We start from the raw sequence: 26,359 nt of genomic DNA on the forward strand, positions 1-26,359 counted from the left end.
GGGCGTGAGGGGCGCTAGTGGGCGCCGCGGCGGGCCTGGAGCTCACGGGCCTGGGCCAGCCAGGTCTCCGCCCGCGCCAGGCGGCCCTCGGCGTCGGCCCGCCAGGGGCTGCCGTCCTCCCGACGGGCGCCGGCCACCAGGGAGAGCACCACCCCGGCGCAGCGCGCCCGCAGCGCCACCGGGTCCGTCTGCTCGCTGGCCAGCGCCGTCCAGGTCTCCAGGGCCGGGCGCAGCCGGGGGTAGGAGGCGGGCGCCAGGTGGTCCAGCACGCTCACGTGCCCCAGGAGGCAGGCGTAGTCGTCCACGCGGTAGCCCGGCCCCAGGGAGTCCACGTCCAGGACGCAGGACACGTCCTCCCCGTCCATGAGGACGTTGGCCTCGTAGAAGTCGCCGTGGGTAGGCACCACCGGCCCCGGGTCGCTGCCCGCCAGCAGCTCCTCCACCCCCAGGGCCACCGCCCGGGCCCGGCTGGCGTGCTCGGGCAGCACCGTGGCGGCGGCGTGCGCGTAGTGGCGGGCCCGCTCGGACCAGGCCGGGTGGCGGGGCAGGGGCAGGGCGTCGGCGGGCAGGGCGTCCAGGGTGGCGGCCAGGGCGTTGAAGACACGGGTGGCCTGCGTCGGTTCCATGCCCTGGGCCAGCAGGCCGGACAGGGAGGTCCCCTGCCCGGTCGAGAGCATGACCAGCCCGTCGACGTCCTCGCGCAGGACCTGGGGGGCGGGCACCCCGGACAGGGTGAGCATGCGGTGGCGCTGGGCCAGGGCCGCGGCCTGCGGGGGGCGCAGCACCTTGGCGAAGGCGGTCGAGCCGTCGGGCCAGGTGACCCTCACGACCGCCCGGCGGGTGGGCCGGTAGGCCACCATGGTGGCCTTGACCTTGGCGCCGATCCGGGCCGACAGGAGGGAGGGGGTGCAGGCGACCACGAGGGCCGGCAGCTCGGGGTCGGCCGGGTGGCGCCAGACGTGGATCGTGGGGCCGACGCCGTCGGAGGCCAGGACGGGGATGAGGCCGGGGACGTTGGTGCGCGACAGGCGGGCGGTGGTGGCGCACAGGTACTCGGTCAGGCGGCGCCCGTCGGCCTCGAGGACCACCGCCGTGTACCCGACCGAGACCCCGGCGCCGGGACGGTGGTGGACGGAGTGGACGGTGCACTGCTCCAGGCGCGCCCCCTCGTGGGCGAGGGCCGCTCCGAGGACGCCCGCCGCACCCGTCCCGGTGAGAAGGGCGACCTGTGCCGCCTCCGCCGCCCTGACATCACCTCGCGCGCTCATGGGGCCCAGTCTGCCCTACCTGCGGGTATGTAACCTGACCACGACCCCAATGTCCGCATAATCCGCCGACGGAAGAAAACCGGGCACCCACTCCCTCAAGGAGCACGCGCCGGACGTCCTGTAGGCGCCCTGAGCCTGCTGGTGGGCTCAGGTACGCCCCGCTGGCACGCTCCCGCCTCAGCCGCCGGGCGGGCCCAGGGAGCCGGTGCAGGCTCGGAGAGCTGGCTGGGTAGGCCCAGAGCGCCGGTGGGCAGAGCCCTCAAGGGCGCCCGGACCCGCGGAGACCATTGGCTACGCGGGGCCTGACCGGGGCCTGGGAGCCGGTGGTCAGGACGCCCAGATGAGAGAATGACCCTATGAGCCGAGCCAGCCTTGCCAAGGACCCTCACGAGGTCGCAGGCATGTTCGACGCCGTCGCGCGCCGCTACGACCTCACCAACGACGTCATGAGCCTGTGGCAGATCCGCATGTGGCGCTCGGTGACCCGCGCCGCCGTCGCCGCGACCAGCGGTACCCGGGTCCTGGACCTGGCAGCCGGCACCGGCGCCTCCTGCGTGGACTACGCCGACGCCGGCGCCCAGGTGGTGGCCTGCGACTTCTCCCCCGGCATGGTTACCGAGGGCAGACGCCGCCACCCCCGGATCGGCTTCGTGGCCGGGGACGCCACGGCCCTGCCCTTTGCCGACGCCTCCTTCGACGTCGTCACCATCTCCTACGGCCTGCGCAACATCCGGGACACCGGTGCCGCCCTGGCCGAGATGCTGCGCGTGACCCGGCCCGGCGGACGCCTGGTGGTCGCGGAGTTCTCCACCCCCGTCCGGCGGGTCCTGGCCCGCGCCTACCGCTTCTACCTGGGTACGGCCCTGCCCGCGCTGGCCCGGGCGGTCTCCTCCAGCACGGAGGCCTACGACTACCTGGCCGAGTCCATCCTGGCCTGGCCCGACCAGGTGGCCCTGGCCCACCTCATCCAACGGGCCGGGTGGCGGGGCGTGGGCTACAAGAACCTCTCGGGCGGGATCGTGGCCCTCCACCGCGCCACCAGGCCACTGTGAGAAGGCACCAGCATGAATGACACACCTCAGCAGCCCCATGTCGTCTACTACGGCTGGTGCTACAGGCCGCACTCGAACTTTAAGGCCTACTGGTTCTCCCCGTCCAACCCCTTCGAGGTACACCTGCCCCTGGACTGGCGTACCACCGAGGTATCGCCCTCGCTGCTGCCCACGGGCCCCGACGGCTCCCCCAGCCTGACCGCCCTGATCGCCGGGCACGAAGACGTCTCCTCCTGGGTCCGCGGCGGCTACGGCTTCGTAGGGGCGGGACGCTACATCGTCATCCGCACCACAGGCGGTCCGGACCGTGTCCAGAAGCTGCGCAACGCCTGGCGGCACGTGATCAAGGACTCCTCCTGGCAGGACCCGCTGCGCCGTCCCGGGACCGGGCCGGTCGCCATAGGCGCCATCACCTTCTCCCCCACCAGCTACACGTACTCGATCCTGGAGATCCCCCGTGTCATCGTGGGCCTGGACGCCCAGGGCGCCTGGGTGACCACGGTGAGGGAGAAGCCCCGCAAGCACCCGGACCCGGTGGATGTCCTGGCAGACATCCGCCGCTTCGTCGCGCGGCCCGCCAGCTTCCGGGCCCCTCGCACCCTGAGCGTCCTGCCTGCCTCCGAGCAGGACTGGCGTGGTGTGCTCCCCGAGGACGAGTGGGTCCGCCGCGTGGCCGCCGCCCAGGAGCGGATGCGCGCCGGTGAGGCCCAGAAGGTCGTCATGGCGCGCGCCGCCCTGGTGGATGTCCGGCCGCGCCCCCACGTGGGTGAGGTCATTCACGCCCTGGCCCAGCGCAACCCGACCGCCTGGACCTACGGTATCCAGGCCATGGTGGGGGCGAGCCCGGAGATGCTGCTGGACCTGGAGGACGGGAGGGTCTTCAGCCGGGTGCTGGCCGGGACCGCCCGACGTCACGTCGATCCCGCCACCGACCCGCGCCAGGCCGCCGAGGAGGTGGCCCGGCTCTCCGCGTGGCTGCGCTCCTCGGACAAGAACGTGCGGGAGCACGACCTGGCCCGCGCCTCGGCCGTCCAGGCCCTGGAGCCCCTGTGCCGCGGGGTACAGGCCAGCGACCCCTTCGTCCTGGTGCTGCCCCGTGTCCTCCACCTGGCTACGGACGTGACCGCGCACGTAGCCGGGGACACCGGGGCCCTGGCCCTGGTTGACGCCCTCCACCCCACGGCCGCGGTCTGCGGCACACCACGGCAGGCGGCAGGACGTATTATCGAGGAGCTTGAGGGCCTGAGCCGGAAGTTCTACGCGGGACCGGTGGGCTGGGTGGACTGGCACGGTGAGGGCCAGTGGTGCATTGCCATTCGCGGAGCGCAGATACCGCCCATCCCCGTGCACTCCATAGGGGTGACCGGCGTGGGTCCTGTGACGGTCTACGGCGGTAGCGGGATTATGCCGGACTCCGACCCCGACGACGAGCTGGCTGAGACCCGCGCCAAGATGCGTACCGTCATGGACGCCCTGGAGTCGGCGAGCTAATGAGCCGGTGAGCTGCTAGCCAGCTCCCTGTCCCTCGCCCGCCGTCGCCGTGCGGTACCCGGCTGGTGCGCGGACCCCCTGCCCACCGCCAGCGACGGCGGGCAGGGGGTTATAAGGCGGCGGGGCGGCCCCGGGCCGGACGGCCCAGGCGGGGCTACCCCGACCCGAGCTGCCTCGGGCCGGACGGCCCAGGCCGGGCGGCTAGGTGTCCTTGCGTTCGGCCAGGGTCACGGAGACCTCCTGGACCTTCCTGTCGCGCACCAGGGTCAGTTTGACGGTGTCTCCCGCGGAGTACTGGCGCACGAACCCGGTCAGTGCCGCGCTCTGGTTCGTGGGCTTGCCGTCAATGGCCGTAATGACGTCGTCCTTGGCCACCCCGGCGTTCGCCGCCGGGGAGCCCGGCTCCACGGTGCCGACCAGGGCCCCCGCCCGGGTGACGCCGTCGGCCTGCGCATTCCCGTCCTTGATGCCGACCCCCAGGTAGGCGTGGGTGGCGCTTCCGTTGGCAATGAGCTGGTCCACGACCTTGGTGACGAGGTTGCCCGGGATGGCGAAGCCGATGCCGATACTGCCGCTCTTCTCCGCGCCGGTGGAGGCGATCGAGCTGGTGATACCGACGACCTGGCCGCTGGAGTCGAACAACGGTCCCCCGGAGTTGCCCGGGTTAATGGCGGCGTCGATCTGGATGGCGTTGGTGTACACCGGTGAGCTTCCTTGGTCCTGGCCGAGGCCGGGCTGCTGGGAGCCGTCGCCCTCCTCGTTGTTCTCCTGGCGGGTCACCACCGGACGGTCCAGGGCGGAGACAATACCCGTGGTCACGGTCGAGGACAGGCCCAGCGGGTTGCCGATCGCCATGACACCCTGCCCGGTGGCGAGCTTGGAGGAGTCCCCCATCCGGGCCACGGTGAGGTCCTTGGGGGCCTGCTCGATCTGGACGACGGCCAGGTCGGTGGCCTTGTCCGTCCCGGTCAGGGAGGCCGAGTAGATGCGCCCGTCCGCCAGGGTGACCTGGATCTTCCTGGCACCGGAGACCACGTGGTCGTTGGTGATGACGTGGCCGGAGGAGTCGTAGATGACCCCTGAGCCGTAGGCGGTCCTCCCCGAGGCGGTCTCAACCGTGATAGATACCACAGAACCGGAGACGGCAGAGCTGACCGCCTTCCAGTCCGGGCTGCCGTCGGCGGCGGGGGCGACCGTCTGGGTCACGCCGCCGGCGGCACCGGAGACGGCGGCAGCCGGGGCGGGGTTGTCCTTCTGAAGGTAGCGCAGCCCGACCACGGTCCCCCCGGAGGCGAGGAGCGCGGCCACCAGCGCCACGACGACGGTGCCCACCCAGCCCGGACCGCGGCGTGCCCGCTTGTGGGACACCACGGCGCCCGGGGCCGCGGTCAGGGTGGGGGCGTAGGGCGGTTGCCCATCCTGCCCCACGGCGGCGGGCTCGTTGAGGCCGCGGTCCTGACCGCGCTCGAAGGAGTAGCCCGCGGGAGCGGAGGGGACGGAGGTGTAGGGGGAGGACGGCGGGCGGTGCGAGGTGCTCGCCTGCTCCCAGGGCTCCCCGACCGGGCGGTGCGAGGAGGGCAGGTTGCCCGCGGGGGCCGGGCCAGCGGACGACGCCTGCACAGCGGGCTGCTGGGGCAGGCCTGTCCCGGAGCCAGCGGGCGTGACGCCCGGACCGGGGGCGCCCTCCTGGGCGGGAACGGGCCCGACGGCGCCGGGCGGCGCCCCAAAGGGCGGGGCGGCGGACCCGGGGACCTGGGGGTCGGAGCCGGGTAGCGCCCTCCCGGGCGTGCCCTGGTCCCAGCGTGGTGTGGTCTCGTCCGTGTTGCTCATTCATGTCCTCCTGTACGAACCGTGCCTAGGGAGGAGGTAACACTGCTGCTCTCGGTCTTTCCCGAGACCTAGCTGGATGTTTCCTGTGGAGGATTCGTGGCCTGGAGTCCGTCCGCAGGTACCGGCGACGGCGGGGTCAGCCGCAGGTGAACCAGGCTGGTCCCGACCACCGGCTGAGTGAGGAGACGGCGCAGGTCAGCAAGGTCGGCGGGGCGGTGGACCCGGGCGCCCAGGGCCTGGGCGAGCCCGCCGAGGTCACCGGTCTGTGGTGTGGTGAACAGGCGTGAGAAGCGTCCGGCCCCCGGCACGCGGGCGTACTCCAGGCCCGCGAAGATGGCCCCTCCGGCGTCGTCACAGACAATGACCTGGAGGTCAGGGACCTGCTCGTGGCGCCCTCGCCCCAGGCTCATGACGTCGTGCAGGCCGGCGAGGTCGCCCAGCAGGAGCCGGACGGGGCGGCGGGCGCCCAGGGCCAGGCCGACGGCGGTGGCGACGGTGCCGTCGATCCCCGCCAGGCCACGGTTGGCGACGGCGGTGGGCGCGGGGACGCCGACGGGTGCGAGGCGGTCCAGGCGGCGGATCGTGGTGGAGGAGCCCAAGACGAGCAGCGGCGCGCCCGGGCCGGTGCAGGACCGCCACACCGCCAGCGCCGCGGCGTCGGCGTCCAGCGGGGCGTTGGCGCGGCGTGGTGCCGGACCACCGTTGACGACTGTGGCGTCTACGCCCAGCGGCCCAGGACGGCAGCTGGCGTCGGGCCTGCACCCGTCGGCGGCGTCCGCACCCAGCGGGGCGTGGGCGTCCGGAGAGGGTGAGGCCGCCGCGAGGCCCGCCGCGGCCTGACGCCAGGCGGTCAGCCAGGTGGCGGGGGCGGGGGCGGCGCCCATGAGGCGGACGACCGCGGCAGCTGACGGCGAGGGTCCGGCGTCGGCCTGCGGGGGCGCGGAGGCACCACGCTCCCCCTGCCCCGGGCCGGCCCCGGTCTGCGCGGGAGCGCCGCCGCCGACCAGTGCGGAGGCCACGGCGACCGGGCTGGCCCCGGTCTGCGCAAGAGCGCCCGGGCCCCCGCCCTGGAGCGTCTCGCACGTCCGGTAGCCGGGGCGGACGGCTATGATCCGCCCCGCCGTCCCGGCCACGTCAATGACCTGGGCACGGTCGGCCAGGACGGTGACCTCCAGGTCCTCACGTCCCAGCAGGGCCGTGACCGGTCGACTGAGACCGGGGTGGCCCACCACCACGACGCGACGCACCCGGCTGGCCAGGTCGGCTCCGTCACCACGGGCAAGGAGCTCGGCGTAGCGGGGCAGCGCGTTGCCTCCCTGGCGGGCCAGGGAGGTGGGCTCAGCCAGCAGGGGCCAGCCCAGGAGGTCGGCGAGCTCGACCGCGAGCGCCCCGAGCCGCGGGTCCGGGAGGTCCCCGGCCACGACGAGCCCCAGGTCCTGGGGCGTGAGAGCCTCCTGGTCGCGGCCGCCTCGCCCGTGGCGGTGGTGACCCAGGTCCTGGGGCGTGGGGTACCCAGCGGGCGCGGCCTGCCAGACCAGGTCAACCTCCCAACCGGGCCCTGTGGCCGGGAGCGCGCCCGGGGCCGGGACAGGGAACGCGGCCGGGGCCGAGGGCGGAACAGGAGCTGGGGACGCGGCCAGGGCTGAGGCCGCCTCGGGCGCACCTGGTCCCGGCCCAGAGCCCGTCAGCCCGGGATCCGGGCCGGGCACCAGCGGAGGACGGTCCAGGGTCCTCGTCCCGGGTCCCTGCTGGTGGCCAGGCGCCAGTGTGGGGTCGGGCGCCAGCTGATGGCCAGGCGCCAGCGGGGGGCGGAGGCGGACATTGACCTGGGCGGGACCGGGGTCGTTGCTCAGGGCCCCGGCGGCCGCCAGGACGGCGCGACGCACCTGCCCGGCGAGAGCCGGCCCGGCCGCCCTGCCCACCTCCGCCGTCACGTCGGCCGGCAGGTCGACGACCAGCCGCGGAGCCCGCCCGAACAGGCACGTCTGCTCAGTGGTCTGGTTGGCGCCGGTGCCTACCAGCTCGTGGGGGCGGTCGGCGGAGAGGACCAGCAGGGGCACCCCGGCGGCGTCGGCCTCTGCGACGGCGGGGTGGAGGTTGGCCACGGCCGTGCCCGAGGTGGTCACCACCGCGACGGGGCGGCGCACCCCGGCCAGGAGGTGGGCGCGGGAGGCGCCCAGGGCGATGAACCCGGCGCTGCGCTCGTCCAGGGTGACGCGCAGGGACACCTCGCCAGCGGCCTCGGCCTCCTCCAGGGCGTAGGCCAGCGGTGCGCAGCGGGAGCCGGGGGACAGGACGGCCTGGCGGACCCCGCAGGCCACCAGGGCCGCCACAATGTGGCGGGAGGCCTGGAGGGAGGGCGGACAGGGGCATGAGGCGCCAGCGGGCAGCCTGGCCGAGCGCCCCGGGCCCGCGGCCCCCGCGTCAGCGCCTCTGGCGCCCGCGCCGTCGGTGGACGCGCTGTCGGCGCCACCGGTGCTCACAGGGGGATTCCCGCTACCGCCTTACTGGGGTCGGCCGCCTCCCGGGCACGACGCTCGGCGAGCGCCCTGATAATGTGCACCATGCGTATGGCCCAGCGCGAGCACAGGTTCGTCTTGGCTGCGGAGGCGGCCAGACGCTCCTCGGAGACGTGGAGGTCGCTGACACGCAGCACCCCCTTGTAGGGGATGATGCTGGGGTCGGCGACGTCGCGCTTGAGGAGGACGGTGGTGCCCAGCCCGCAGGCGTAGTCGAGCTCGGGCAGGACGGTGGCGAGCTGCAGGCCCTGGAACAGGCCCACGCTCGTGTCCAGGGCGGAGGAGACGACGACGGGCAGCTCCAGGCGGGAAGCGAGCTCCAGGGTCCGCCGGACCCCGCCCAGGGGCGCCACCTTGAGGATGGCGATGTCGGCGGCCTCCAGGCGGGAGACGGCCAGGGGGTCGTTGCTCAGGCGGATGGACTCGTCGGCGGCGATGGGGGTCACGATCTCCTGCCGCAGGGTCGCGAGGTCCTCGGTCGTGGCGCAGGGCTGCTCGACGTACTCCACCCCGCCGGCCGCACGCTCAATGACCGGCAGGAGGCGCTGCACCGTGGTCGGGTTCCAGTCGCCGTTGAGGTCGACGCGGATGCGTCCCCTGGGGCCCAGGGCGTCGCGGACGGCCTCCAGGCGCAGGATGTCCCGGCCCAGCTCGTGGATGTTGGGCCCGCGCCCGATGAACTCCTGACGGTCTCGCGGCGGGTCCGGCCGCAGCCCGGGCACGTGCCGGAGGAAGTAGTTGCGTCCGATCTTGACCTTGGCGACGTTGGCCCGGGAGGTGAGGATGAGCCTGCGGGCGTCGTCGGGGCCGACCTCGGGAATGGTGACGTTGACGTCAATGCTCTCACGCTGTCGCGGCGGCAGGGTGACGGGGGTGCCGTCCGGGCCGAGGCCGGTGGCCGCCTCCAGGGCGGCGGCCAGCCAGGGGGCGGCGGCCTTGGCGTCGTAGTCCCAGAAGGGCGCGAACTCGCCCCAGCCCGCCGGGCCGTGGAACAGGACGCCGTCGCGGCGCTTGAGGGCGCGGAAGGTGGTGTTCAGGGGGATGTCGTAGACCAGGGCCTGGTCTATGTCCTTCAGGAGGTCAGTGGGGTCCTGGGCGCGCAGGGCCTCCAGGTCCAGCCTGCCGACAGAGGGGTCTTGCAGGCCCTGGAAGGTGAAGTCGTGGGGGCCATGGGTCCTGGGGGAGCGGGAACCAGTCACGGCTCTAGCATAACCACATATACCGTCCTGGGGGTGAACGCCACCCGACGTGTCACGAATCGAAATCGGAACGGTCACGGCGGGGGGACGGAGACGGTGGGCAGGAGGGCAGCACCCGGAAAACGCCTGTCTCCTGGGCGTCTCCCGGGCCCGGGGTCCGCCCGGGCGCCGGACCTCAGTCGCCTAGAGTGGCAACCATCACAGCCTTAATGGTGTGCATGCGGTTCTCGGCCTGGTCGAAGACGATGGAGGCCGGGGACTCGAAGACCTCGTCAGTGACCTCCACGCCGTCCATGCCGGTGGCCTGGTAGATCTCCTCACCGATGGTGGTGTTGCGGTCGTGGTAGGCGGGCAGGCAGTGCATGAACCTGGCCTGCGGCCCTGCGACCCCCATGAGGGAGGCGTTGACCTGGTAGTCGCGCAGCATGGCGATGCGGGAGTCCCACACCTCCTTGGGCTCGCCCATGGAGACCCAGATGTCGGTGTGGACGAAGTCCACCCCGGTCACGCCGTCGGCCACGGACTCGGTGAGGGTGAGGCGGGCGCCGGTCCTGGTGGCCAGCGCCTGGGCGGCCTGGACGCACTCCTCGTCGGGCCACAGGGCCCGGGGGGCCACAATGCGCGTGTCGGCACCCATGAGGGCGCCGTTGACCAGCAGGGAGCGGCCCATATTGAAGCGGGCGTCGCCGACGTAGGCGTAGGAGATCTCACTGGCCGGCCTGCCCGCGTGCTCCAGCATGGTCAGGGTGTCGCAGAGCATCTGGGTGGGGTGCCAGTCGTCGGTCAGGCCGTTCCACACCGGCACGCCGGACAGCTCGGCGAGGGTGGTGACCTTGGCCTGGGAGTCGCCGCGGTACTCGATGCCGTCGAACATGCGGCCCAGGACCCGGGCGGTGTCGGCCACGGACTCCTTGTGGCCCATCTGGGAGCCCGAGGGGTCGAGGTAGGTGGTGTGGGCGCCCTGGTCCGCGGCACCGACCTCGAAGGAGCAGCGGGTGCGCGTGGAGGTCTTCTCAAAGATGAGGGCGATGTTCCTGCCCCGCAGGTGCTGGACCTCCCGCCCCGCCTTCTTGTCCGCCTTGAGCTGGGCGGCGAGCTGGACCAGGGCCATCCACTGCTCGGGGGTGAAGTCGAGCTCACGCAGGAGGTGGCGGCCCTTGAGGCCGGCGAGGGTCGTGGGATCGGGGGCGGGGATCACGGTCATGCGGGTCCTTTCGTGGCGGGTGGACGGTGGGGCGCTACCCGTCTGCCCCTGGGAGTCCAGGGGACGGTGGGAGGCGATGCGCCAGGCCCGGATGGCTGGCCCGTCGGCCCCTGGGGGTCCAGGGGACGGTGGGCGGGCGCGGGGCCGACGACTGAGGGGCGGCGGGGAGCACCCGGCACGATGGTAGGCCGACGCCGCTCTCCCCCACGTGTGACGCCACCGCCTCAGGACGAAGAGGCCCTGCGGGGGCCTACGTCCTGGCATTTCGCGTTAAGTCCGGCAATTGCGGAAGAGTCCCCCTCCGCCTGCGGGGGCCTACGAGTCGGCGCCCGGGGAGCTGCTTCGGCTGGCGCGCGGATGGCCCTGGTCGCAGCGGGCGGCCTGTATCGCCCCGGGAGGAGGCTATACGCGGCGGTTATCACGGCCGCGGCGGTGGTGGGCGGACGGTTCTGTCGCAATCTGAGGATCAGAGCTGACCCCACCCCGTTCTCACCTTTGTACACCCAATGTCCACGCAGGTCAGGAGCCCGGACCCTGACGCGGTCAAGGGTGTCCCTCGTTCTGATCCTCAGATTGCGACACGCACACGAACCGGGTCGGCAGACAGTCGGCAGACTACGCAGGGCGCCGTATAAACCTATTCGGATTCGCGTAGAAAAAAGTTAGGGAGCCCCGCGGTGCAGGGTGCTCCCTAGACATTACTACAGGAGGAAAAATGTCTAGTGTTATTTGGTGTCTTAATGCACCTAGCGGTGCGGGGTGCTCCCTGACAGGTGAAGTTGCGCGAAGTCATAGGCCTGATGGCTGGGTCTTAATGCACCTAGCGGTGCGGGGTGCTCCCTGACCCTCGGCGCTGACGCCGGCGGCGAGCGCCGCCGACCCCGGTCTTAATGCACCTAGCGGTGCGGGGTGCTCCCTGACTCCGGGAACGAGAACTGGTGCCGGAGCAAGGCCGAGTCTTAATGCACCTAGCGGTGCGGGGTGCTCCCTGACCCTGCTCCTGGGAGCCGCGTGGTTGCAACGTTTCCAGGGGCTGGATCGCCACCGGCCTGTGGAGGCCCTTCCGGAGGTGGCTGGAACGGGTCCATTTTTACCACCTTTCGTTGGTATGACGCCACTCGCCACCGACGGCCCCGGGAGCGGATCCGGCGCCGGCTTTGGACGAGACCATGCGGAAAAGTGGCAGTCAGACGGGGTGTCCCACACCACACTGATGGTGACCAATGTCACAGATTCGATCTGCCTCAACCCTGCGAGCACCCGCACGCGCACCCCCTCCCTCACCAGATCCCCCGGCACAGGCCCCGTCCTCAAGCATAGACGCAGCACCGTAGACATCCCTTCATTTGAAGGACGAAGAAACCCCGCACTAGGTGCGGGGCTCTACGAATCGGTGCTCGGGGAACTGTCTCATCCCTAGCTGCCAGCAGCAAGGGTAACGCACGGAGTTAACCCCGGTGTAGCCACGGGGTAGGCCAGGCGAGAGCGCAGGAGGTGGCACGCGGGAGGCAGGGCGGACGCCCGCTGCTCACACGGCGTCGCGCGTGACGGGGCAGGTCATGCAGTGCCCGCCGCCCCGGCCGCGCACCAGCTCCACCCCGGGGGTCTCAATGACCTCCACCCCGGCGCGGCGCAGGGTGTCGTTGGCGGCCTGGTTGTGGGCGTAGCCAATGACGCGCCCCGGGGCGAGGGCGACCACGTTGCAGGAGTCGCGGGAGAGCTCACGCAGGGCCTCGGCCTCGTTGGACATGTCCGGGCTAATGACGCGGAAGGAGTCCGTGCCGGCGGCGCGGGCCAGGACGACGTCCATCTCGGAGCCGTCGTGGACGGTCACGCGCAGGGCCTGGCCGTTGGTACCGGGCTCGATCTCCACGGTGGTGACGTCGTTGAAGCCGGAGAAGCGCAGGCAGGTGTCCGGGGAGACCATGGTCATGAGGGTGTCCAAGTGCATGACGGCGTCGAGCTCGGTGTAGAAGGCGCGGTCGGGCATGTGGACGCCAATGACCCGGTCGGCGGCGTCGGCGGAGAACAGGCGCGTGGCCAGGCGCTCCACCCCGGCGGCGCTGGAGCGGTGGGTCAGGCCCATGACCAGGGTCCGGTTGCCCAGGACCAGGAAGTCGCCGCCCTCGATGGTGGCCGGGGAGGCCCCGTGCTCCTCGCTCCACAGGGCGGCGCGGCCGGCGAAGGCCGGGTGGAAGCGGTAGACGGCCTCGTAGTTGACGGCCTCACGCCGCCGGGGGGCCAGGGCCATGGTGTTGACGGAGACCCCGCCGTAGAGCCAGGCGGAGGTGTCGCGGGTGAACAGGTGGTTGGGCAGGGGGGTGACCACGAACTGCCCCTCCAGGGTGGACAGGTAGGTGGTGCTGAACAGGGTGGCGGCGTCGGCGGCGCTGAGGCGCTCACGCAGCTCGGTGCGGGTGATGCCCGCCAGGAGGACCTCGGCGAGCTCGGCGTCGGGCAGGGAGCCGAAGAAGTCAATGAGGACCTCGGAGGTGGACACCCCCACGGTCTCGGGCCCCACGGTCTCCTCCAGGACCAGCTGGCGGGCCTCGGGGACGGCCAGGGTCTCGGTGAGCAGGTCGCGGAAGTCGTGGACGATGACGCCCTCGGCACGCAGGATCGCGGTGAGGGCGTCGTGCTCGGCCTGGGCGCGGGAGACGTTGAGGGCGTCGTCAAAGAGCAGGGAGTCGGCGTTAATGGGGGTCAGGCGGGCGATCTCCCCGCCCGGGCGGTGGACAATGACCTCCCGGAGGCGCCCTGTCTCGGAGTCCACGCGCCCCCCGCCGTCGGAGACGGGGATAAAGGGGCGGTCCTGCGGTGCGTCCGGTGTCGTGGTCATGACGTCAGGGTAACGGGCCCGGGCCTGGGGCGTCGGGTGGCCCAGGAACCAGGGCCCAGGAGCCGGGACTGGCCTCCGGGGGCCGCCCGGGAGCTCTCGTGGCAGGGCAGGACACCCGGGTCGCGCCCAGCCAGCCTCCGGGGGCCGCCCAGGAGCTCTGCGCGATACCCTGACGCCATGCCCACACGACCTGGGGAGCGGCCTGTTCCCACGCGCGTCTCGGAGCTCTTCGACCCCACCCGCTGGCGGGAGGTCGAGGGCTTCCCCCACGGTCCTGGCGGCCTGACCGACGTCACCTACCACCGTGGCTGCGTGCGCGACGCCTCTGGCACCTGGGTCCGCGACCTGCCGGTGGTGCGGGTGGCCTTTAACCGCCCCGAGGTGCGCAACGCCTTCCGCCCCCGCACCGTGGACGAGCTCTACCACGTCCTGGACCACGCGCGCATGAGCGGCGACGTCGGCGCGGTCATCCTGACCGGTAACGGCCCCTCCCCGCGTGACGGCGGCTGGGCCTTCTCATCCGGCGGTGACCAGCGCGTGCGGGGCCGCGACGGCTACCGCTACGAGCGTGAGGACGCCGCCAGCCCCAGCGCTGGCACCGGGACCGAGGACACCGCCCCAGGCGGCGTCGCCCCCGACAGCGGCACTGCCGTCACCCCCGACACCACCACTCCCAGCACCGGGACCCCCGCCTACTCCCACGACGCCGACGTGGCCGCGGCACAGGCGCACATTGACACAGCCCGGGCGGGTCGCCTGCACGTCCTGGAGGTCCAGCGCCTCATCCGCACCATGCCCAAGGTGGTCATCGCGGCCGTCCCCGGCTGGGCGGCGGGCGGCGGGCACAGCCTCAATGTGGTGTGCGACCTGTCCCTGGCCAGCCTGGAGCACGCCCGCTTCAAGCAGACCGACGCCAGTGTGGGCAGCTTTGACGCCGGCTACGGCTCGGCGCTGCTGGCCCGGCAGGTCGGCGACAAGCGGGCCCGGGAGATCTTCTTCCTGGCCCGCACCTACGACGCCGAGACCGCTGCGCGCTGGGGCGTGGTCAACGAGGCGGTCCCCCACGCCGAGCTGGAGGAGCGGGCCCTGGAGTGGGCGGCCACCGTGACCTCCAAGTCGCCCCAGGCCATCCGCATGCTCAAACTGGCCTTCAACCTGGCCGACGACGGCCTGGCCGGCCAGCAGGTCTTCGCCGGGGAGGCCACGCGCCTGGCCTACATGACCGACGAGGCGCTCGAAGGTCGGGACGCCTTCCTCCAGCGCCGCGAGCCGGACTGGTCCCCCTTCCCCTACTACTTCTGAGCTGCTCTGAGCGGGCTACCCAAAGGCGCTGACGGCTCCCGCGGGGCCGCACGGTCTATCCCCGGGGCACCCACGACCCACCAGCCGCCAGGCCACCCGGCCCCGGTGCACCATGCGGTCGCCTATCCCCGGAGCGCCCGCAACCCACCTGTACTCCAATTCCCCGGCGCTCTCCCCGAGCCCCCGCGTCCTGCCGCACGCCGCACCACCCGCACCCCGCCGCACGCCAACTCGTCTCGCAGGCCCAAATGTTGCGTGAGATCATTCACATGCAATGGCGCGTACACGCACCCCTCCCCGTCCTTAGAAGAGGGCACTCATGAACAACCTGCTCGCCCGCACCGACAAGTCCCGTCGGCGTACCGGCACGGCCCTGCTGGTCGGCCTCATTGGCGGAGTCTTCTCCGCCATAGTGAAGTTCGGCTGGGAGGTCCCCTTCCCGCCGCGCACCCCGGGCCTGCGCTCGGACACCAATCCGCCCCAGTCCATGCTGGAGTGGTTCGGAATGTCCCACGACGCCTCGCACAGCACGGTGACCTTCAGCAATAACCCGCTGCCGATCATGTCCTTTATTGTGCACTTCAGCTTTGCGATCGCCTTCGGCCTGCTGTACTGCGTGGTGGCTGAGTACTACCCGGGGATCAAGCTGTGGCAGGGGGCCGTCTTCGGCGTCCTGGTCTACGTGGGCGCGCACGTCGTCGTCATGCCGCTGCTGGGGTGGGCGCCGAGCCCCTTCCCGTGGGTGGAGGGCGCCCAGACCTGGTCGGAGCACTTCTCCGAGCTCCTTGGTCACATTGTGTGGATGTGGTCCATTGAGATAGTGCGACGCGACCTGCGCAACCGCATTACCCACGAGCCCGACGCCGAGGTCCCGCTGGACGCGGCCACCCGGTAGGCCCGTCCCCAGTGGAGTAGCACGCCCGCGGTGGGGCCGGCGCTGGCCCCACCGGCCGCCCACCCCGGCTTCACGGCCCAGGCTGCTGCCAACCCCACCACCAGGGGCCCACACGTGCAGGTATTCACGTGACCGACCTGCCACGCGGCCTGCAAGACGTGCAGGGGCCCACACGTGCGGGCGTTTACGGCCACGTCCCAGGGCACTGCTGGCCCCACCACCAGGGCCCACACCCTCAGCGCCGGGAGTCGTCCGGGGGTTATCCTGCGGGCCCGGGCGCCGGGCCCACACCCTCAGTCCTCAACGCCTGCTGGCCTCAGGGGCGCATGGGTCCGCCCGTACGCGGAACCCTGCCAGCCAGCTGCTGGCGCGCCCGTCAGGGGCTCACGGGTCCGACCCTGGCTGCCGCCGGTGAGCGAGCTGTAGCAGCCTGCTCACGGGCCCGCCCGTACGCGGGGCCCTGGGTGCAGCACCCTCATGTTCGTCCTGACCGCCACGGGCCCGCCCGTACGCGGGGCCCTGGGCCCGTCACGGATTCACCACCAGGGGGCCCACAGGTCCGCCCCCAGGGCCGGGTCCACCAGGACCAGCCCCACCGCCAGGAGCAGGCTGTAGACCAGCTCGTAGAGCCCGGCGTTACGCAGGGCCGGGATGAGCGCGCGCCCCGTGGCCCCGGCCAGGACCGGGCGGGCCGCATGCTCCACCATCGCCGAGCAGCACAGCAGCAGCACCAGGAGGCTGGGCCCGGTCCAGCCCCCGGTGGTCTGGGCGCCGTCGGTCAGGTCGTAGCGGGCCAGCACCAGGGACACCCCGCCCAGGACGACCGGCAGGCCCAGCATGAGCAGGTAGGCGGTCCTGGCGCGCCCAGGCCCCAGGCGCACGGCCAGGGTGCGCTTGCCGTGGGCGGGGTCGGTGGCGATGTCGCGCAGGTTGTTGACCATGAGCAGGGAGCAGGCAATGAGCCCGATGCCGCACGCCGCCGGCCACACCCAGGCGGGCACGCGCCCGGCCTGGACGTAGGTGGTCCCGGCGGTGGCCACGAGCCCAAAGAACACGAACACGAACACCTCGCCCAGGCCCGCGTAGCCGTAGGGGCGGGGGCCGCCGGTGTAGAACCAGGCGGCGGCGATCGCCGCGGCGCCGAGCGCCAGCATCCACCACTGCCCACTGACTGCCAGCAGCCCCAGTCCCAGGAGCCCGGCCACCCCGAAGCAGCCGAACGCGGCCAGCTTGACGGTGCCGGGAGCGACCTGCCCGGAGACGGTCAGGCGGGGCGGACCGGTGCGGTTATCGTCGGTGCCACGCACGCCGTCGGAGTAGTCGTTGGCCAGGTTGCAGCCGATCTGGAGCGCGAGGGCCACCCCGGCGGCCAGGAGCGCACGCACCCAGGACCACCGTCCCAGGGCGACGGCGGCGCCGGTGCCCAGGACAACCGGGGCGACGGCGGCCGGCAGGGTCCGCAGCCGCACCACCTCGACCCAGCTGGTCGCCCGCGGCCCGGGACGGCTCGGCTGCTGGCCTGCCCCTGGCTGACGGCCCGGGACGTGCGTTCCGGCTCCGTCCGGGGCTCCTGGCTGCTGGCCCGCTCCCGGCCGGGGGCTCGGGCTGGGATCGGGGGCTGGCTGCTCGTTCACGAGCCGTATCCTCTCACCCCCCCACGACCACCAGCCGGGGATCCCGAGGGTCCTGGGGCCGGTTTGTCGCAATCTGAGGATCAGAAGGAGGGCCACCCTCGGCTACACCAGGGCCCGGGCTCCTGACCTGCGTGGACATTGGGTGTACAAAGTGCTGGGCGGGGTGGGGTCGGTTCTGATCCTCAGATTGCGACAGAATCAAGCACCGCACGGCGCGCAAAGAGCTCGCCGCGTATGGGTGCCGGGTGAGAAGACTGAGGCATCTGCGGTCAGGCCCGGGGTAGTGGGGCTGGCCGGGCGTCCGGGGCCGCACCTGGGACCGTCGCGTCCCAGCAGTCGGCGATGGGGGCCGGCCGGCAGTTCCGGCCCCGGCAGCACGATCACTCACGTCAGGCCCCGGGGCAGTGGGACCAGCCGCCCACGCACACGCCCTGGTCCGCAGGACCGCCAGGCCCGGGGTAGTGGGGCTGGCCGGGCGTCCGGGGCCGCACGCTGCTGACTAGCGGGCCAGGCCCCGGGATAGTGGGGCCAGCCCAGGGATTAGGGCGCCCCGGAGACGTCACCGGCCAGGAGCTGCGCGACCGCACGGCGGTCCACCTTGCCCGGCCCCCGCAGGGGCAACGCGGGCAGCACACGCACACGCTTGGGCGTGTGGGCGCCGTCGAGCAGGGCACGTGCCGCCCGACGCACCTCCTGGGCGTCGGGCCTGGACCCGGGGGCGGGCACCACGGCGGCGGCGACCACGCTGCCCCACTCCTGGTCCTCCACCCCCACGACGCAGGCCTGGCGGACGCCGTCGATGCTGGTCAGGACGGACTCAACCAGGTGGGGGTCCACCTTGAGGCCGCCGGTGACGATCATGTCGTCCAGGCGCCCCAGGACCGTCAGGCGCCCGTCGGCCTCGACACGCCCCCGGTCGCAAGTCCACACCTCCCGCCCCCAAGGGCCCTGCCGGAACTCGCAGCCGCCCCCGGCGTCACCTACGTAGCCCTGAGCCACCACCGGCCCGGAGATGACGATCCGCCCCTCGGGCCCCTCCACGCGCACCCGCACCCCGTCCAGGGCGACACCGTCGTAGACGCACCCGCCCCCGGTCTCGGTCATGCCGTAGGTGGTGACCACGGCAATACCCGCCGACCTGGCCCGGCCCAGGAGGTCCGCCGACGCCGAGGCCCCACCGACCAGGACCGCCGTCGCCCGGGCCAGGTCGGCGGTGGCCTGGGGGTCCTGAAGGACACGATGAAGCTGGGTGGGAACCAGGGAGACGTAGACGCGGGCAGGTGGCGTGGGCGTTCCGGGGCCGGCGGCCTGGCGGACGAGCCTGACCAGGGCCGGATCCACCACCTCCTGCTCGGGGCCGGCAGGCTGGCGCGCCAGTGCGGCGCGCCCGACAGGCACCACCCCCCGCGTGGGGTCGGCAGGGACCGGCCTCTTGGCCTGGTTGCCGCGGACCGCCCCCTGCGCGGAGCCGGTGGCCAGCCCGGACGCGGCAGGGTCGCCTAGGGACGCACCGACGGTCACAGGACCAGCAGACGCGGCAGCGGCTACGGCCCGGCCCAGGGCCCGAGGGTCAAAGCCACCTTCCAGATCCACCACCACAGGTGGCACCCCGGCCACGAGGGAGCGCACGAGCACCTGCAGCCCGGCCACGTGGTGGGCGGGCAGGGCCAGCACCCACCGTCCCGGCCCACCGAGCCTGGCGTGGGTAGCACGGGCGGAGGCGACCAGGGCCTGCACGCTCGTGCCCACCAGCCGCCCGGTGCCGGTGGTGGAGCCGGAGGTGCGCAGGACGATGTCAATGCCGGGCCGGGTCCCCAGCAGCCGCCCCAGGTCGGCGCGGAGCTCGGCGTCCGCCACATCCAGTCCCACCGCGTTCACTGCATCCGGTTCTACCGCGCTCGCCGCCAATCCCATTGCGCCCGCACCCGGCCCCGCTGTACTCGCCGCACCTGCTCCTGCCACATCCGTTGCACCCGGTCCCGCCGGTCCCGCCGTGCCCGCCGGTCCCGCCGTGCCCGCCGCACCCGTTCCTGCTGCTTCCGTTGCACCCAGTCCCACCGCATCCGCCACACCTGGTCCCGCTGCACCCCGTCCCACTGCGCCCGCCGCGGGGGCGGGTGCCGGTAGCGCCTGCCTGGCGTCAACCGGGACGAGGACACCGTGGACACGCAGCAGCCGAGGGATCACAAGGTCATTGTGCCCATACAGGTAGCCACTCGGCTACGCTCCTGCCATGCGCGCGCTCCTCCTCGTCCTCGTCATCGCCCTGACGATCTACTCCCTCCTGGACTGCGCCCGCAGCCCCGAGGAGTCCCTGCCTGCACGTATGCCGAAGTTCCTGTGGATTCTCCTCATTGTCACGACCCCAATGGTCGGCCCGATCGCCTGGATCATTACCTCCCGGGTCAAGGCCGCCGAGGACAAGGGCGGGGTCGTGGAGCCCACCATCTGGTCGGCCCCCGAGGGCACCACCTTCCACCGCCCCGCCCGACGGCGCCCAATGGCCCCCGACGACGACCCCGAGTTCCTGCGGGGCCTGGAGCGGGACATCCGCAGGCGTCGGCGGGCCCAGGAGGGCGGAGGCACGGACCCAGACGACCGCAAGGACACGCCGGGCACCGGAGACAGCGAGCCCGACCCCACCGCCTGAAGACCGGTCTGCCCCAAGGGCGGGTCAGCACGGCTATGGCGGGCTGCTGCTCCTTCGCTGGCCCCTGCTCCTTCGCTGGCCCCCGCCCCGGGGGTCGGGGCGACCAGGTCGGCAGCCTCGGGACTCCTGAGGTGCGCCAGCTCTCACCCCGGGGTCGGGTCAGCGCAGCTTGGCGGACTGCCGCTCCTGCGCCAGCCCCAGCCCGGGGCGGGTCCCATTGACGCCGACTCCCCGGGCTACCTCACCGACCAGCCCCCGCCCCCGGCCGGTGTTGCACATTCATCCCGGGAGCGCCGCCGGGCCAATGGCGCCATTTCAACGTTTTCTCCACCCGTGCGGGGCCCGGTGACAAGATGAATGTGCAACGCCGTCGTCGTTGCACATTCATCTTGTTCCCAGACCTCACGCTACCGCGCGGATCCGCATGATTTCGCGGTTCCTGAATCCGGGGCCACGGAAAGAATGTGCAACTCCCCCGGGCGGCCGCCTTACGCCCGCAGACGCGGCTGGGTCCAGGCGGGCCAGCTGGCCACGTCCACGTCGTAGCCGTGGGCGGCCGCGTGGAGCATCCAGTCCCCCGGCAGCCAGGTGGCCCCGGCCAGCTGGGGGTGCTCGGGCATGTACTGGGCGGCCCAGAGCACGAGGATGAGCTCGGCCCACTGGGTACGCAGCTTCCAGCGGGCCGACCCCCTGGCGTTAGTGGCCGCGATCACCACCTCCCCCACCCCGGTGAGCTGAATCTCCTGCATGTCGGCGTAGGAGACCGGCATGACCCCCTCACCCGTACCAATGTAGATGCCGTGGGTGGAGACGGTCACACGTGCGCTCGCCAGGTGCCGCCACCGGACCACGGCGTCGGCCTGCGCGGCCTTCCTCCGGCGCGAGTTGACGTAGGCCTGCCCGCCGAAGAACGCGGCCGTCAGGGCGATCCCCACCGGGCCGCCCGCCAGGAAGAAGCCGCGCGAGGGGTTGTAGGTGGCGTCCCCGCGCCGGAACAGCAGGAGCTCAGCGTCGGCGGAGGCCAGCATAACCTCGTCGGGCCCGAGGTGGCGTCGCACCGGGTCCACGACCGGTGAGACCGGGTTGGGCCGACGCCGGTGCGCCAGCGAGGTCAGGACCCCGGCGGTGTTCCACCAGACAAAGTCCTGGCCGGTCCAGGGCCGCCGGGGGGCGGGGCGGGGCCGGGGGTCGTGCACCAGGCGCTGCCCGTCCGCGGGTACCAGGTCGTCCGACGTCGGGGGCCCCGGCTGCGGGGGGCCCGACGTCGGCGGCTGGGTCACGCCCGGGCCTCCGTGGACCCGGGCCCGGCGGGCGCTGCTGGCGCGGCGTCGTGCGCTGCCGGTGTGGCCGCCCCGGTCTCGGGCCCGGCGGGCGCTGCTGGCGCGGCGTCGTGCGCTGCTGGCGTGGCCGCCCCGGCGTCGCCCATCTTCTCGCTGGCGGCCGACGTGCCCGGGACCATGTCCTCGGCCTGGCGCAGGAGGTCCCCGGCGGGCTCCCAGTAGGCCAGTCCGGTCAGGGTACGGTCCTCAAAGGTCAGGGAGGTCAGGGAGGCCAGGGAGCACTGGCGGCGTCGGGGGTCGTGGGCCAGGAGACGGCCCTCCAGCCACAGGCGCAGCGACCAGATGGGCAGCTGGTGGCTGACCAGCAGCGCCTCGTGGCCCTGCGCCAGCGGGACGGCGTCGCGCACGGCGGCGGCCATGCGGGCCACCAGGTCGACGTAGGGCTCCCCCCAGGAGGGCCGCAGGGGGTTGACGTAGTAGCGCCAGTGCTGGGGGTGGGTCAGCACCCGACGGTCGCGGTTGACCGGCACCCCCTCAAAGTGGTTACCCGCCTCAGTGAGCCGGACGTCGGTGGTCGGGGTCAGGCCGAAGGCCTCGGCCGTCGGCGCCCCGGACTCCCGGGCGCGCTCCAGCGGGGAGGTGATGACGGCCACGACGTCGTGCCCGGTGGCGGACAGGACGTGAGCCACCCGCTGGGCCATGGCCGCCCCGAGGGCGGAGAGGTGGTAGCCGGGGCGGCGGCCGTAGAGGATCCCCTCGGGGTTGTAGACCTCGCCGTGCCTCATCACGTGGATCGTCGTACGCACCATAGCCCTGATTCTGTCACGCCCCGCCCCCGCCGGGGCCCGCCCACGGTGAGCCGACGGCAGAACCCACCACGGCGCCGTCGGCCCGGGAGCCGTATCGTGGGGCCATGACGACTCGCAGCGCATGGGGCCTCGGCCTCGCCACCGTGACCGACGACGGCACCACCCTGGACGTGTGGTACCCCCGCCCCGTCCTGGGCGACGAGCCCGAGGACGGTCACGCCGACCTCCTGGCCACCCTGACGACCATGGAGCGTAAGGACGCGGCCCGCGGCGTGCACACCACCGTGGTGCGCACCTGGGCGGACCTGGACGACGCCCCCCAGACCGTGGCGGGCGCCTACCTGCGTCTGCACGTCCTGTCCCACCGCCTGGCCCTGCCCAACACGGTCAACCTGGACGGCATCTTCTCCCGCCTGCCCAATGTGGTGTGGACCTCGGTGGGTCCCTGCGCCGCGGAGGACTTCGAGACCACCCGCACCCGCCTGCGCGCCGCCCTGGGCTCCCCCGTCCAGGTCAGCTCGGTGGACAAGTTCCCCCGCATGACCGACTACGTGCTGCCCTCGGGGGTGCGCATCGGCGACGCGGCGAACGTGCGCCTGGGCGCCTACCTGTCGGAGGGCACCACCGTCATGCAGGCTGGCTTCGTCAACTACAACGCCGGGACCCTGGGGCGCTCCATGGTGGAGGGACGCATCTCCCAGGGCGTGGTCATTGGCGACGGCTCGGACATCGGCGGCGGCGCCTCGACCATGGGCATGCTCTCGGGCGGCGGACGCCAGCGCGTGGCCCTGGGCGAGCGCTGCCTGCTGGGGGCCAACTCCGGCCTGGGCATCCCGCTGGGGGACGACTGCGTGGTGGAGGCGGGACTCTACCTGACGGCCGGGACCAAGGTCTCACTCATGCCCCAGGGGGGTGTGGTGCCCGGCAGCCACGGCCTGTTCAAGGAGCCTCGCGTGGTCTCCGCCCGCCAGCTGGCGGGGGCCTCCAACGTGCTGTTCCGCCGCAACTCCCAGTCCGGCGCCGTGGAGGCCCTCTCCCGCGGCGGCAAGGGTATTGCGCTCAACTCCGAGCTCCACACCAACCAGTAGGGACGCCCCCGGCCCGGGCGCCGGGCCCGTCGCCCTCAGGGCTTGCGGGCCACCAGGGCAATGCCCACCATGTCCTTCTTGTAGCGGGTGAACACGGCACGCATCTGGAGGATACGGGCACGCAGCTCCTTGTCCCGCAGGATATTGCGCACCATGCGCAGGGCCCCGCGCAGGCCCTCGTCACGCAGGTTGCGCCCCACCTTGAGCAGGGCCATGGGGGCGGTGCCCACCCACTCCACCTTCAGGCCCGCGTCCTCCATGAGCTGCTTCCAGGCGGCGGCGGTCATGGGCCGGGCGTTGACGTGGATGGCGCGGGCCAGGTCCTTGCGCAGCTCGGTGTAGTGGTCCTGGTCAATGTCGTCGGGGACGACGCCGAGCTCGTGGATGGCGTAGCGGCCGCCGGGCCGCAGCACCCGGACGGCCTCGGCCACGATAGCGGCCTTGCCCTTGTCCCCCTGCATGGTCAGCATGGCCTCCCCGACCACGACGTCGGCGCAGGCGTCCGGCAGGCCGGTGGCGGCGGCCTCGCCCTGCCGGACGGTGCCGCGGTCCCCGACCACGGCGGCCACCCGGGCGGCAGCCTGCGGGTCCCGGTCAATGGCCGTGTAAGACGCGGGCCCGGCCTTCATGATCTCGGCGGCGGTGCGCCCCAGGCCGGGGGCCATCTCGACGACGTCGGCCCCCGCCAGGCGGGCACGGGCGAGCATGGCGGCGGACAGGGCCGCGCCGCCCGGGCGCAGGACACGCTTGCCGGCGCGGGCCAGCACCCAGTGGCCCGGGGCGGTGGCCACGGGGCGGTCGGCGTAGGGAAGGGGGACGTCAGAGGGGTCAGAGGGAGCGGCAGCCTTGGGACGGTCGTGCGGTTCAGCCATGCGCCCAGTTTAACCTGGTGGTACCGGAATAAAACAGACGGTCCCAGGCCCCAGGTCCCGGCACGGTCAGCACGGCACAGACACCCCGGCCGTCAGGCTCAGACCCGGGTGACGCGGTCCAGGCTGGAGACGCCCGTGCGCACCCCCGGGTACTCGCGCACCGGCGCCCCACGGCGTCGCATGGCCACGTAGTGGCGCTCGACCGGCCCGGTGTAGACCTGCCGGGGCCGGCCAATGCGCTTGGCGGGGTCCACCATCATCTCCCGGTACTGGGCGATCCAGCCCGGCAGGCGCCCCAGGGCGAACAACGGCGTGAACATCTTGGTGGGGAACCCCATGGCCTGGTAGATCAGGCCGGTGTAGAAGTCCACGTTGGGGTAGAGGTTGCGGGAGACAAAGTACTCGTCGCTCAGGGCCACCTCCTCCAGCTCCATGGCGATCTCCAGCTTGCGGTCCCCCTCGGAGCTGCCCAGGCGGCTGAGGACCGAGTGGGCCGCCTCCTTGACCAGGGCGGCGCGCGGGTCGTAGCTCTTGTAGACCCGGTGCCCGAACCCCATGAGCCGGACCCCGTCCTCCTTGTTCTTCACCTTGCGGACGAACTCGCCCGTGCTCAGCCCCTGGGTCTGGATGGTGTCCAGCATACGCAGGACCGCCTCGTTGGCCCCGCCGTGCAGCGGGCCGGACAGCGCCCCCACCCCCGCCGCCACGGAGGCGTACATATTGGCGTCGGCCGACCCCACCAGGCGCACCGTGGAGGTGGAGCAGTTCTGCTCGTGGTCGGCGTGGAGGATGAGCAGCATGTCCAGGGCGCCAATGACCACGGGGTCAATGTCGTAGGCCTGGTAGGGCATGCCGAAGGTCAGGCGCAGGAAGTCCTCCACGTAGCTGTTCCGCGGATCGGGGTAGAGCAGCGGCAGGCCGATGGCGCGGCGCGCGATGTAGCTGATCATCGTCGGCATCTTGGCAATGAGCAGGACGGTGGCCAGTTCGCGCTCGTAGGGGTCGTGCGGGTTGAGGGTGTCCTCGTAGTAGGTGGCCAGGCCGGATATCCCGGACTGGAGGATCGCCATGGGGTGACCCGAGGAGGGGAAGGAGGTGAAGAAGCTGCGGAAGTCCTCGTGCAGGAGCCGGTGGCGGGCGATACGCTCCTGGAAGCGCTCAAAGGTGCTCCTGTCCGGCAGGTCCCCGTTGATCAGGAGGTAGGCGACCTCCAGGAAGCTGGAGTTCTTGGCGAGCTCGGCGATCGGGTAGCCGCGGTAGCGCAGGATCCCGGCGGCACCGTCAATGTAGGTGATCTCCGAGGCGCAGGAGGCGGTGTTGGTGTAGCCGGGGTCCAGGGTGACCAGGCCCGTGGCGCCCAGGAGGCTGCCGACCCTCAGGCCGTCGGCGCCCTCGGTGGCAAAGGCCCGGGGCAGCTCCACCTGCACCTGGTCCACGCTCAGCAGACCGGGGGCGTCGGAGTCTGACAGGTCCACGGGCACGCTGCCAGGGCGGGGGCTGCCACCGGGACGGGGCCCGCTGCCAGGGCGCCCGCCACCAGGGTTGAGGCCGCCACCGGGGTCGACGGGCCCTCCAGGGCGGGCGGCAGGACCCGGGCCGGCGCAGGAGGCGGGGGCGGCAGGGCCGGCGTCGGTCGCGCGGGTGGCGCTCGCGGCGGGAGCGGTGCCGGGGTGGGCACTCGGGGTGGGGGACTCGGTCATGACGCCTCCTCTGTGGTCGTGGCAGCCAGGCGGGCCACCGGGACTACGGTCCTCACCCACCACTGTAGGCGCTGGTGGTGACAGGGTGTGGTATCCGCGGCGCCTGGCACCGGGCGCTCCCGGGCCGCGCAGGCGGGTGGCAGCCGCCTCCACCCACTCGAGCCGGGCACGGTGCGGTCAGTAGTGGTAGCGCGCCTGGAGGATAACGAGGTCGTCGCCGTCGACCAGGTAGACGAGACGGTGCTCGTCAGTGATACGCCGCGACCAGGCGCCGGGGGCTCCGTACATAAGCCGCTCAGGCTTGCCTATGCCGGCGCGGGGGTCACGCAGGCAGGCGTCGATCAGGGTGTTGACACGCTTAAGGACCCGCCGGTCGGCTCTCTGCCAGTGCTTGTAGTCCTCCCAGGCGCCGGGGTCCCAGACAAGCCTCACTCAGTCCTCCCGGTCGAGGTCGTGCTCCTCGGTCCGGCCCGCGCGCGCCCGGTCATAGGCGTCAAGCAGCCTGCGGGCGTTGGCCGGGGAGCGGAACAGGTAGGCGGTCTCCTGCCAGGCCGCGTACTCGTCAGCGGGCATGAGGACGACGCTGCCCTTCCGTGAGACGATCTCCACGGGCACACGGTCACTGGTGACCTGCTCAATGAGCGGGAACAATGTCCTGCGTGCCTGGCTGACGCTAATAGACACGGTCACCACCTCCCTACCTGAACAACGGTACCAGGTAACGGTA

General features: G+C 72.5%; 20 protein-coding genes. 6 read left to right on the top strand and 14 right to left on the bottom strand.

Features of this window, described 5'->3' with window-relative positions:
* Positions 1 to 14: 14 nt before the first annotated feature.
* Positions 15 to 1,268, bottom strand: a complete 1,254-nt coding sequence (locus C3V41_RS07150; RefSeq protein ID WP_106109695.1) for a phosphotransferase — start codon at positions 1,266 to 1,268, stop codon at positions 15 to 17.
* Between the two features lie 356 nt (positions 1,269 to 1,624).
* On the opposite strand from C3V41_RS07150, the gene C3V41_RS07155 reads away from it, so the two are divergent.
* Together C3V41_RS07155 and C3V41_RS07160 are read left to right on the top strand one after the other, a co-directional pair.
* On the top strand, positions 1,625 to 2,320 hold the full coding sequence (locus C3V41_RS07155; protein ID WP_106109696.1) for a demethylmenaquinone methyltransferase: 696 nt from the start codon (positions 1,625 to 1,627) through the stop codon (positions 2,318 to 2,320).
* 12 nt (positions 2,321 to 2,332) lie between these two features.
* Positions 2,333 to 3,811: an isochorismate synthase gene (locus C3V41_RS07160; protein WP_106109697.1), complete on the top strand. Its 1,479-nt coding sequence runs from the start codon at positions 2,333 to 2,335 to the stop codon at positions 3,809 to 3,811.
* A 201-nt stretch (positions 3,812 to 4,012) separates the two neighbouring features.
* Here the strand turns inward: C3V41_RS07160 and C3V41_RS07165 are convergent, their stop codons facing one another.
* The 5 genes from C3V41_RS07165 to C3V41_RS07185 form a co-directional block, all read right to left on the bottom strand.
* Entirely contained in the window at positions 4,013 to 5,641 is a 1,629-nt protein-coding gene (locus tag C3V41_RS07165) for a S1C family serine protease (protein ID WP_106109698.1), read from the bottom strand.
* A 68-nt stretch (positions 5,642 to 5,709) separates the two neighbouring features.
* Complete coding sequence (locus tag C3V41_RS07170) at positions 5,710 to 8,124, bottom strand: thiamine pyrophosphate-binding protein (RefSeq protein ID WP_254423512.1); 2,415 nt, start codon at positions 8,122 to 8,124, stop codon at positions 5,710 to 5,712.
* Positions 8,121 to 9,359, bottom strand: coding sequence for an o-succinylbenzoate synthase (locus C3V41_RS07175; RefSeq protein ID WP_368033230.1), 1,239 nt, complete (start codon positions 9,357 to 9,359; stop codon positions 8,121 to 8,123). The genes C3V41_RS07170 and C3V41_RS07175 overlap by 4 nt, the downstream gene beginning before the upstream one ends.
* Before the next feature lie 175 nt (positions 9,360 to 9,534).
* Positions 9,535 to 10,563 carry an ornithine carbamoyltransferase gene (gene argF / locus C3V41_RS07180; RefSeq protein WP_106109699.1) on the bottom strand — a complete coding sequence of 343 codons (1,029 nt, stop codon included), beginning with the start codon at positions 10,561 to 10,563 and terminating at the stop codon, positions 9,535 to 9,537.
* A 1,528-nt stretch (positions 10,564 to 12,091) separates the two neighbouring features.
* On the bottom strand, positions 12,092 to 13,402 hold the full coding sequence (locus C3V41_RS07185) for an arginine deiminase (RefSeq protein ID WP_106109700.1): 1,311 nt from the start codon (positions 13,400 to 13,402) through the stop codon (positions 12,092 to 12,094).
* Positions 13,403 to 13,579: 177 nt separating this feature from the next.
* On the opposite strand from C3V41_RS07185, the gene C3V41_RS07190 reads away from it, so the two are divergent.
* Positions 13,580 to 14,704 (top strand): 1,4-dihydroxy-2-naphthoyl-CoA synthase, encoded by a 1,125-nt coding sequence (locus C3V41_RS07190; RefSeq protein ID WP_106109701.1) that lies wholly within the window; start codon positions 13,580 to 13,582, stop codon positions 14,702 to 14,704.
* Between the two features lie 319 nt (positions 14,705 to 15,023).
* Positions 15,024 to 15,599: a YagU family protein gene (locus C3V41_RS07195; RefSeq protein ID WP_106109702.1), complete on the top strand. Its 576-nt coding sequence runs from the start codon at positions 15,024 to 15,026 to the stop codon at positions 15,597 to 15,599.
* Positions 15,600 to 16,135: 536 nt separating this feature from the next.
* Here C3V41_RS07195 and C3V41_RS07200 read toward each other — a convergent pair.
* A complete protein-coding gene (locus C3V41_RS07200; RefSeq protein WP_106109703.1) occupies positions 16,136 to 17,071 on the bottom strand; it encodes a 1,4-dihydroxy-2-naphthoate polyprenyltransferase in 936 nt (311 codons plus the stop codon).
* Between the two features lie 702 nt (positions 17,072 to 17,773).
* Positions 17,774 to 19,102, bottom strand: coding sequence for an AMP-binding enzyme (locus tag C3V41_RS07205; protein WP_254423513.1), 1,329 nt, complete (start codon positions 19,100 to 19,102; stop codon positions 17,774 to 17,776).
* A gap of 364 nt (positions 19,103 to 19,466) precedes the next feature.
* Between C3V41_RS07205 and C3V41_RS07210 the strand changes: the two genes are divergently transcribed.
* A complete protein-coding gene (locus tag C3V41_RS07210; protein ID WP_106109705.1) occupies positions 19,467 to 19,883 on the top strand; it encodes a PLD nuclease N-terminal domain-containing protein in 417 nt (138 codons plus the stop codon).
* Positions 19,884 to 20,371: 488 nt separating this feature from the next.
* On the opposite strand, the gene C3V41_RS07215 is transcribed toward C3V41_RS07210, so the two are convergent.
* Positions 20,372 to 21,163 carry a hypothetical protein gene (locus C3V41_RS07215; RefSeq protein ID WP_254423514.1) on the bottom strand — a complete coding sequence of 264 codons (792 nt, stop codon included), beginning with the start codon at positions 21,161 to 21,163 and terminating at the stop codon, positions 20,372 to 20,374.
* Entirely contained in the window at positions 21,160 to 21,972 is an 813-nt protein-coding gene (locus C3V41_RS07220) for a histidine phosphatase family protein (RefSeq protein ID WP_106109706.1), read from the bottom strand. Before C3V41_RS07220 ends, C3V41_RS07215 begins: the two co-directional genes overlap by 4 nt.
* A gap of 104 nt (positions 21,973 to 22,076) precedes the next feature.
* On the opposite strand from C3V41_RS07220, the gene dapD reads away from it, so the two are divergent.
* The gene (gene dapD / locus C3V41_RS07225) at positions 22,077 to 23,060 is read left to right on the top strand and encodes a 2,3,4,5-tetrahydropyridine-2,6-dicarboxylate N-succinyltransferase (protein ID WP_106109707.1); all 984 of its coding nucleotides are present in this window, start codon (positions 22,077 to 22,079) and stop codon (positions 23,058 to 23,060) included.
* Between the two features lie 35 nt (positions 23,061 to 23,095).
* On the opposite strand, the gene C3V41_RS07230 is transcribed toward dapD, so the two are convergent.
* From C3V41_RS07230 to C3V41_RS07245, 4 genes are all read right to left on the bottom strand, one after another.
* Positions 23,096 to 23,932 (bottom strand): class I SAM-dependent methyltransferase, encoded by an 837-nt coding sequence (locus C3V41_RS07230; protein ID WP_106109708.1) that lies wholly within the window; start codon positions 23,930 to 23,932, stop codon positions 23,096 to 23,098.
* 98 nt (positions 23,933 to 24,030) lie between these two features.
* On the bottom strand, positions 24,031 to 25,632 hold the full coding sequence (locus C3V41_RS07235; protein WP_254423515.1) for a citrate synthase: 1,602 nt from the start codon (positions 25,630 to 25,632) through the stop codon (positions 24,031 to 24,033).
* Between the two features lie 177 nt (positions 25,633 to 25,809).
* Positions 25,810 to 26,064: a Txe/YoeB family addiction module toxin gene (locus C3V41_RS07240; RefSeq protein ID WP_106109709.1), complete on the bottom strand. Its 255-nt coding sequence runs from the start codon at positions 26,062 to 26,064 to the stop codon at positions 25,810 to 25,812.
* Positions 26,065 to 26,316, bottom strand: coding sequence for a type II toxin-antitoxin system Phd/YefM family antitoxin (locus tag C3V41_RS07245; protein ID WP_106110730.1), 252 nt, complete (start codon positions 26,314 to 26,316; stop codon positions 26,065 to 26,067). It lies immediately after the preceding gene.
* Positions 26,317 to 26,359: the final 43 nt, after the last annotated feature.

Source organism: Actinomyces sp. oral taxon 897, assembly GCF_002999235.1.
Taxonomy (GTDB): Bacteria; Actinomycetota; Actinomycetes; order Actinomycetales; family Actinomycetaceae; genus Actinomyces.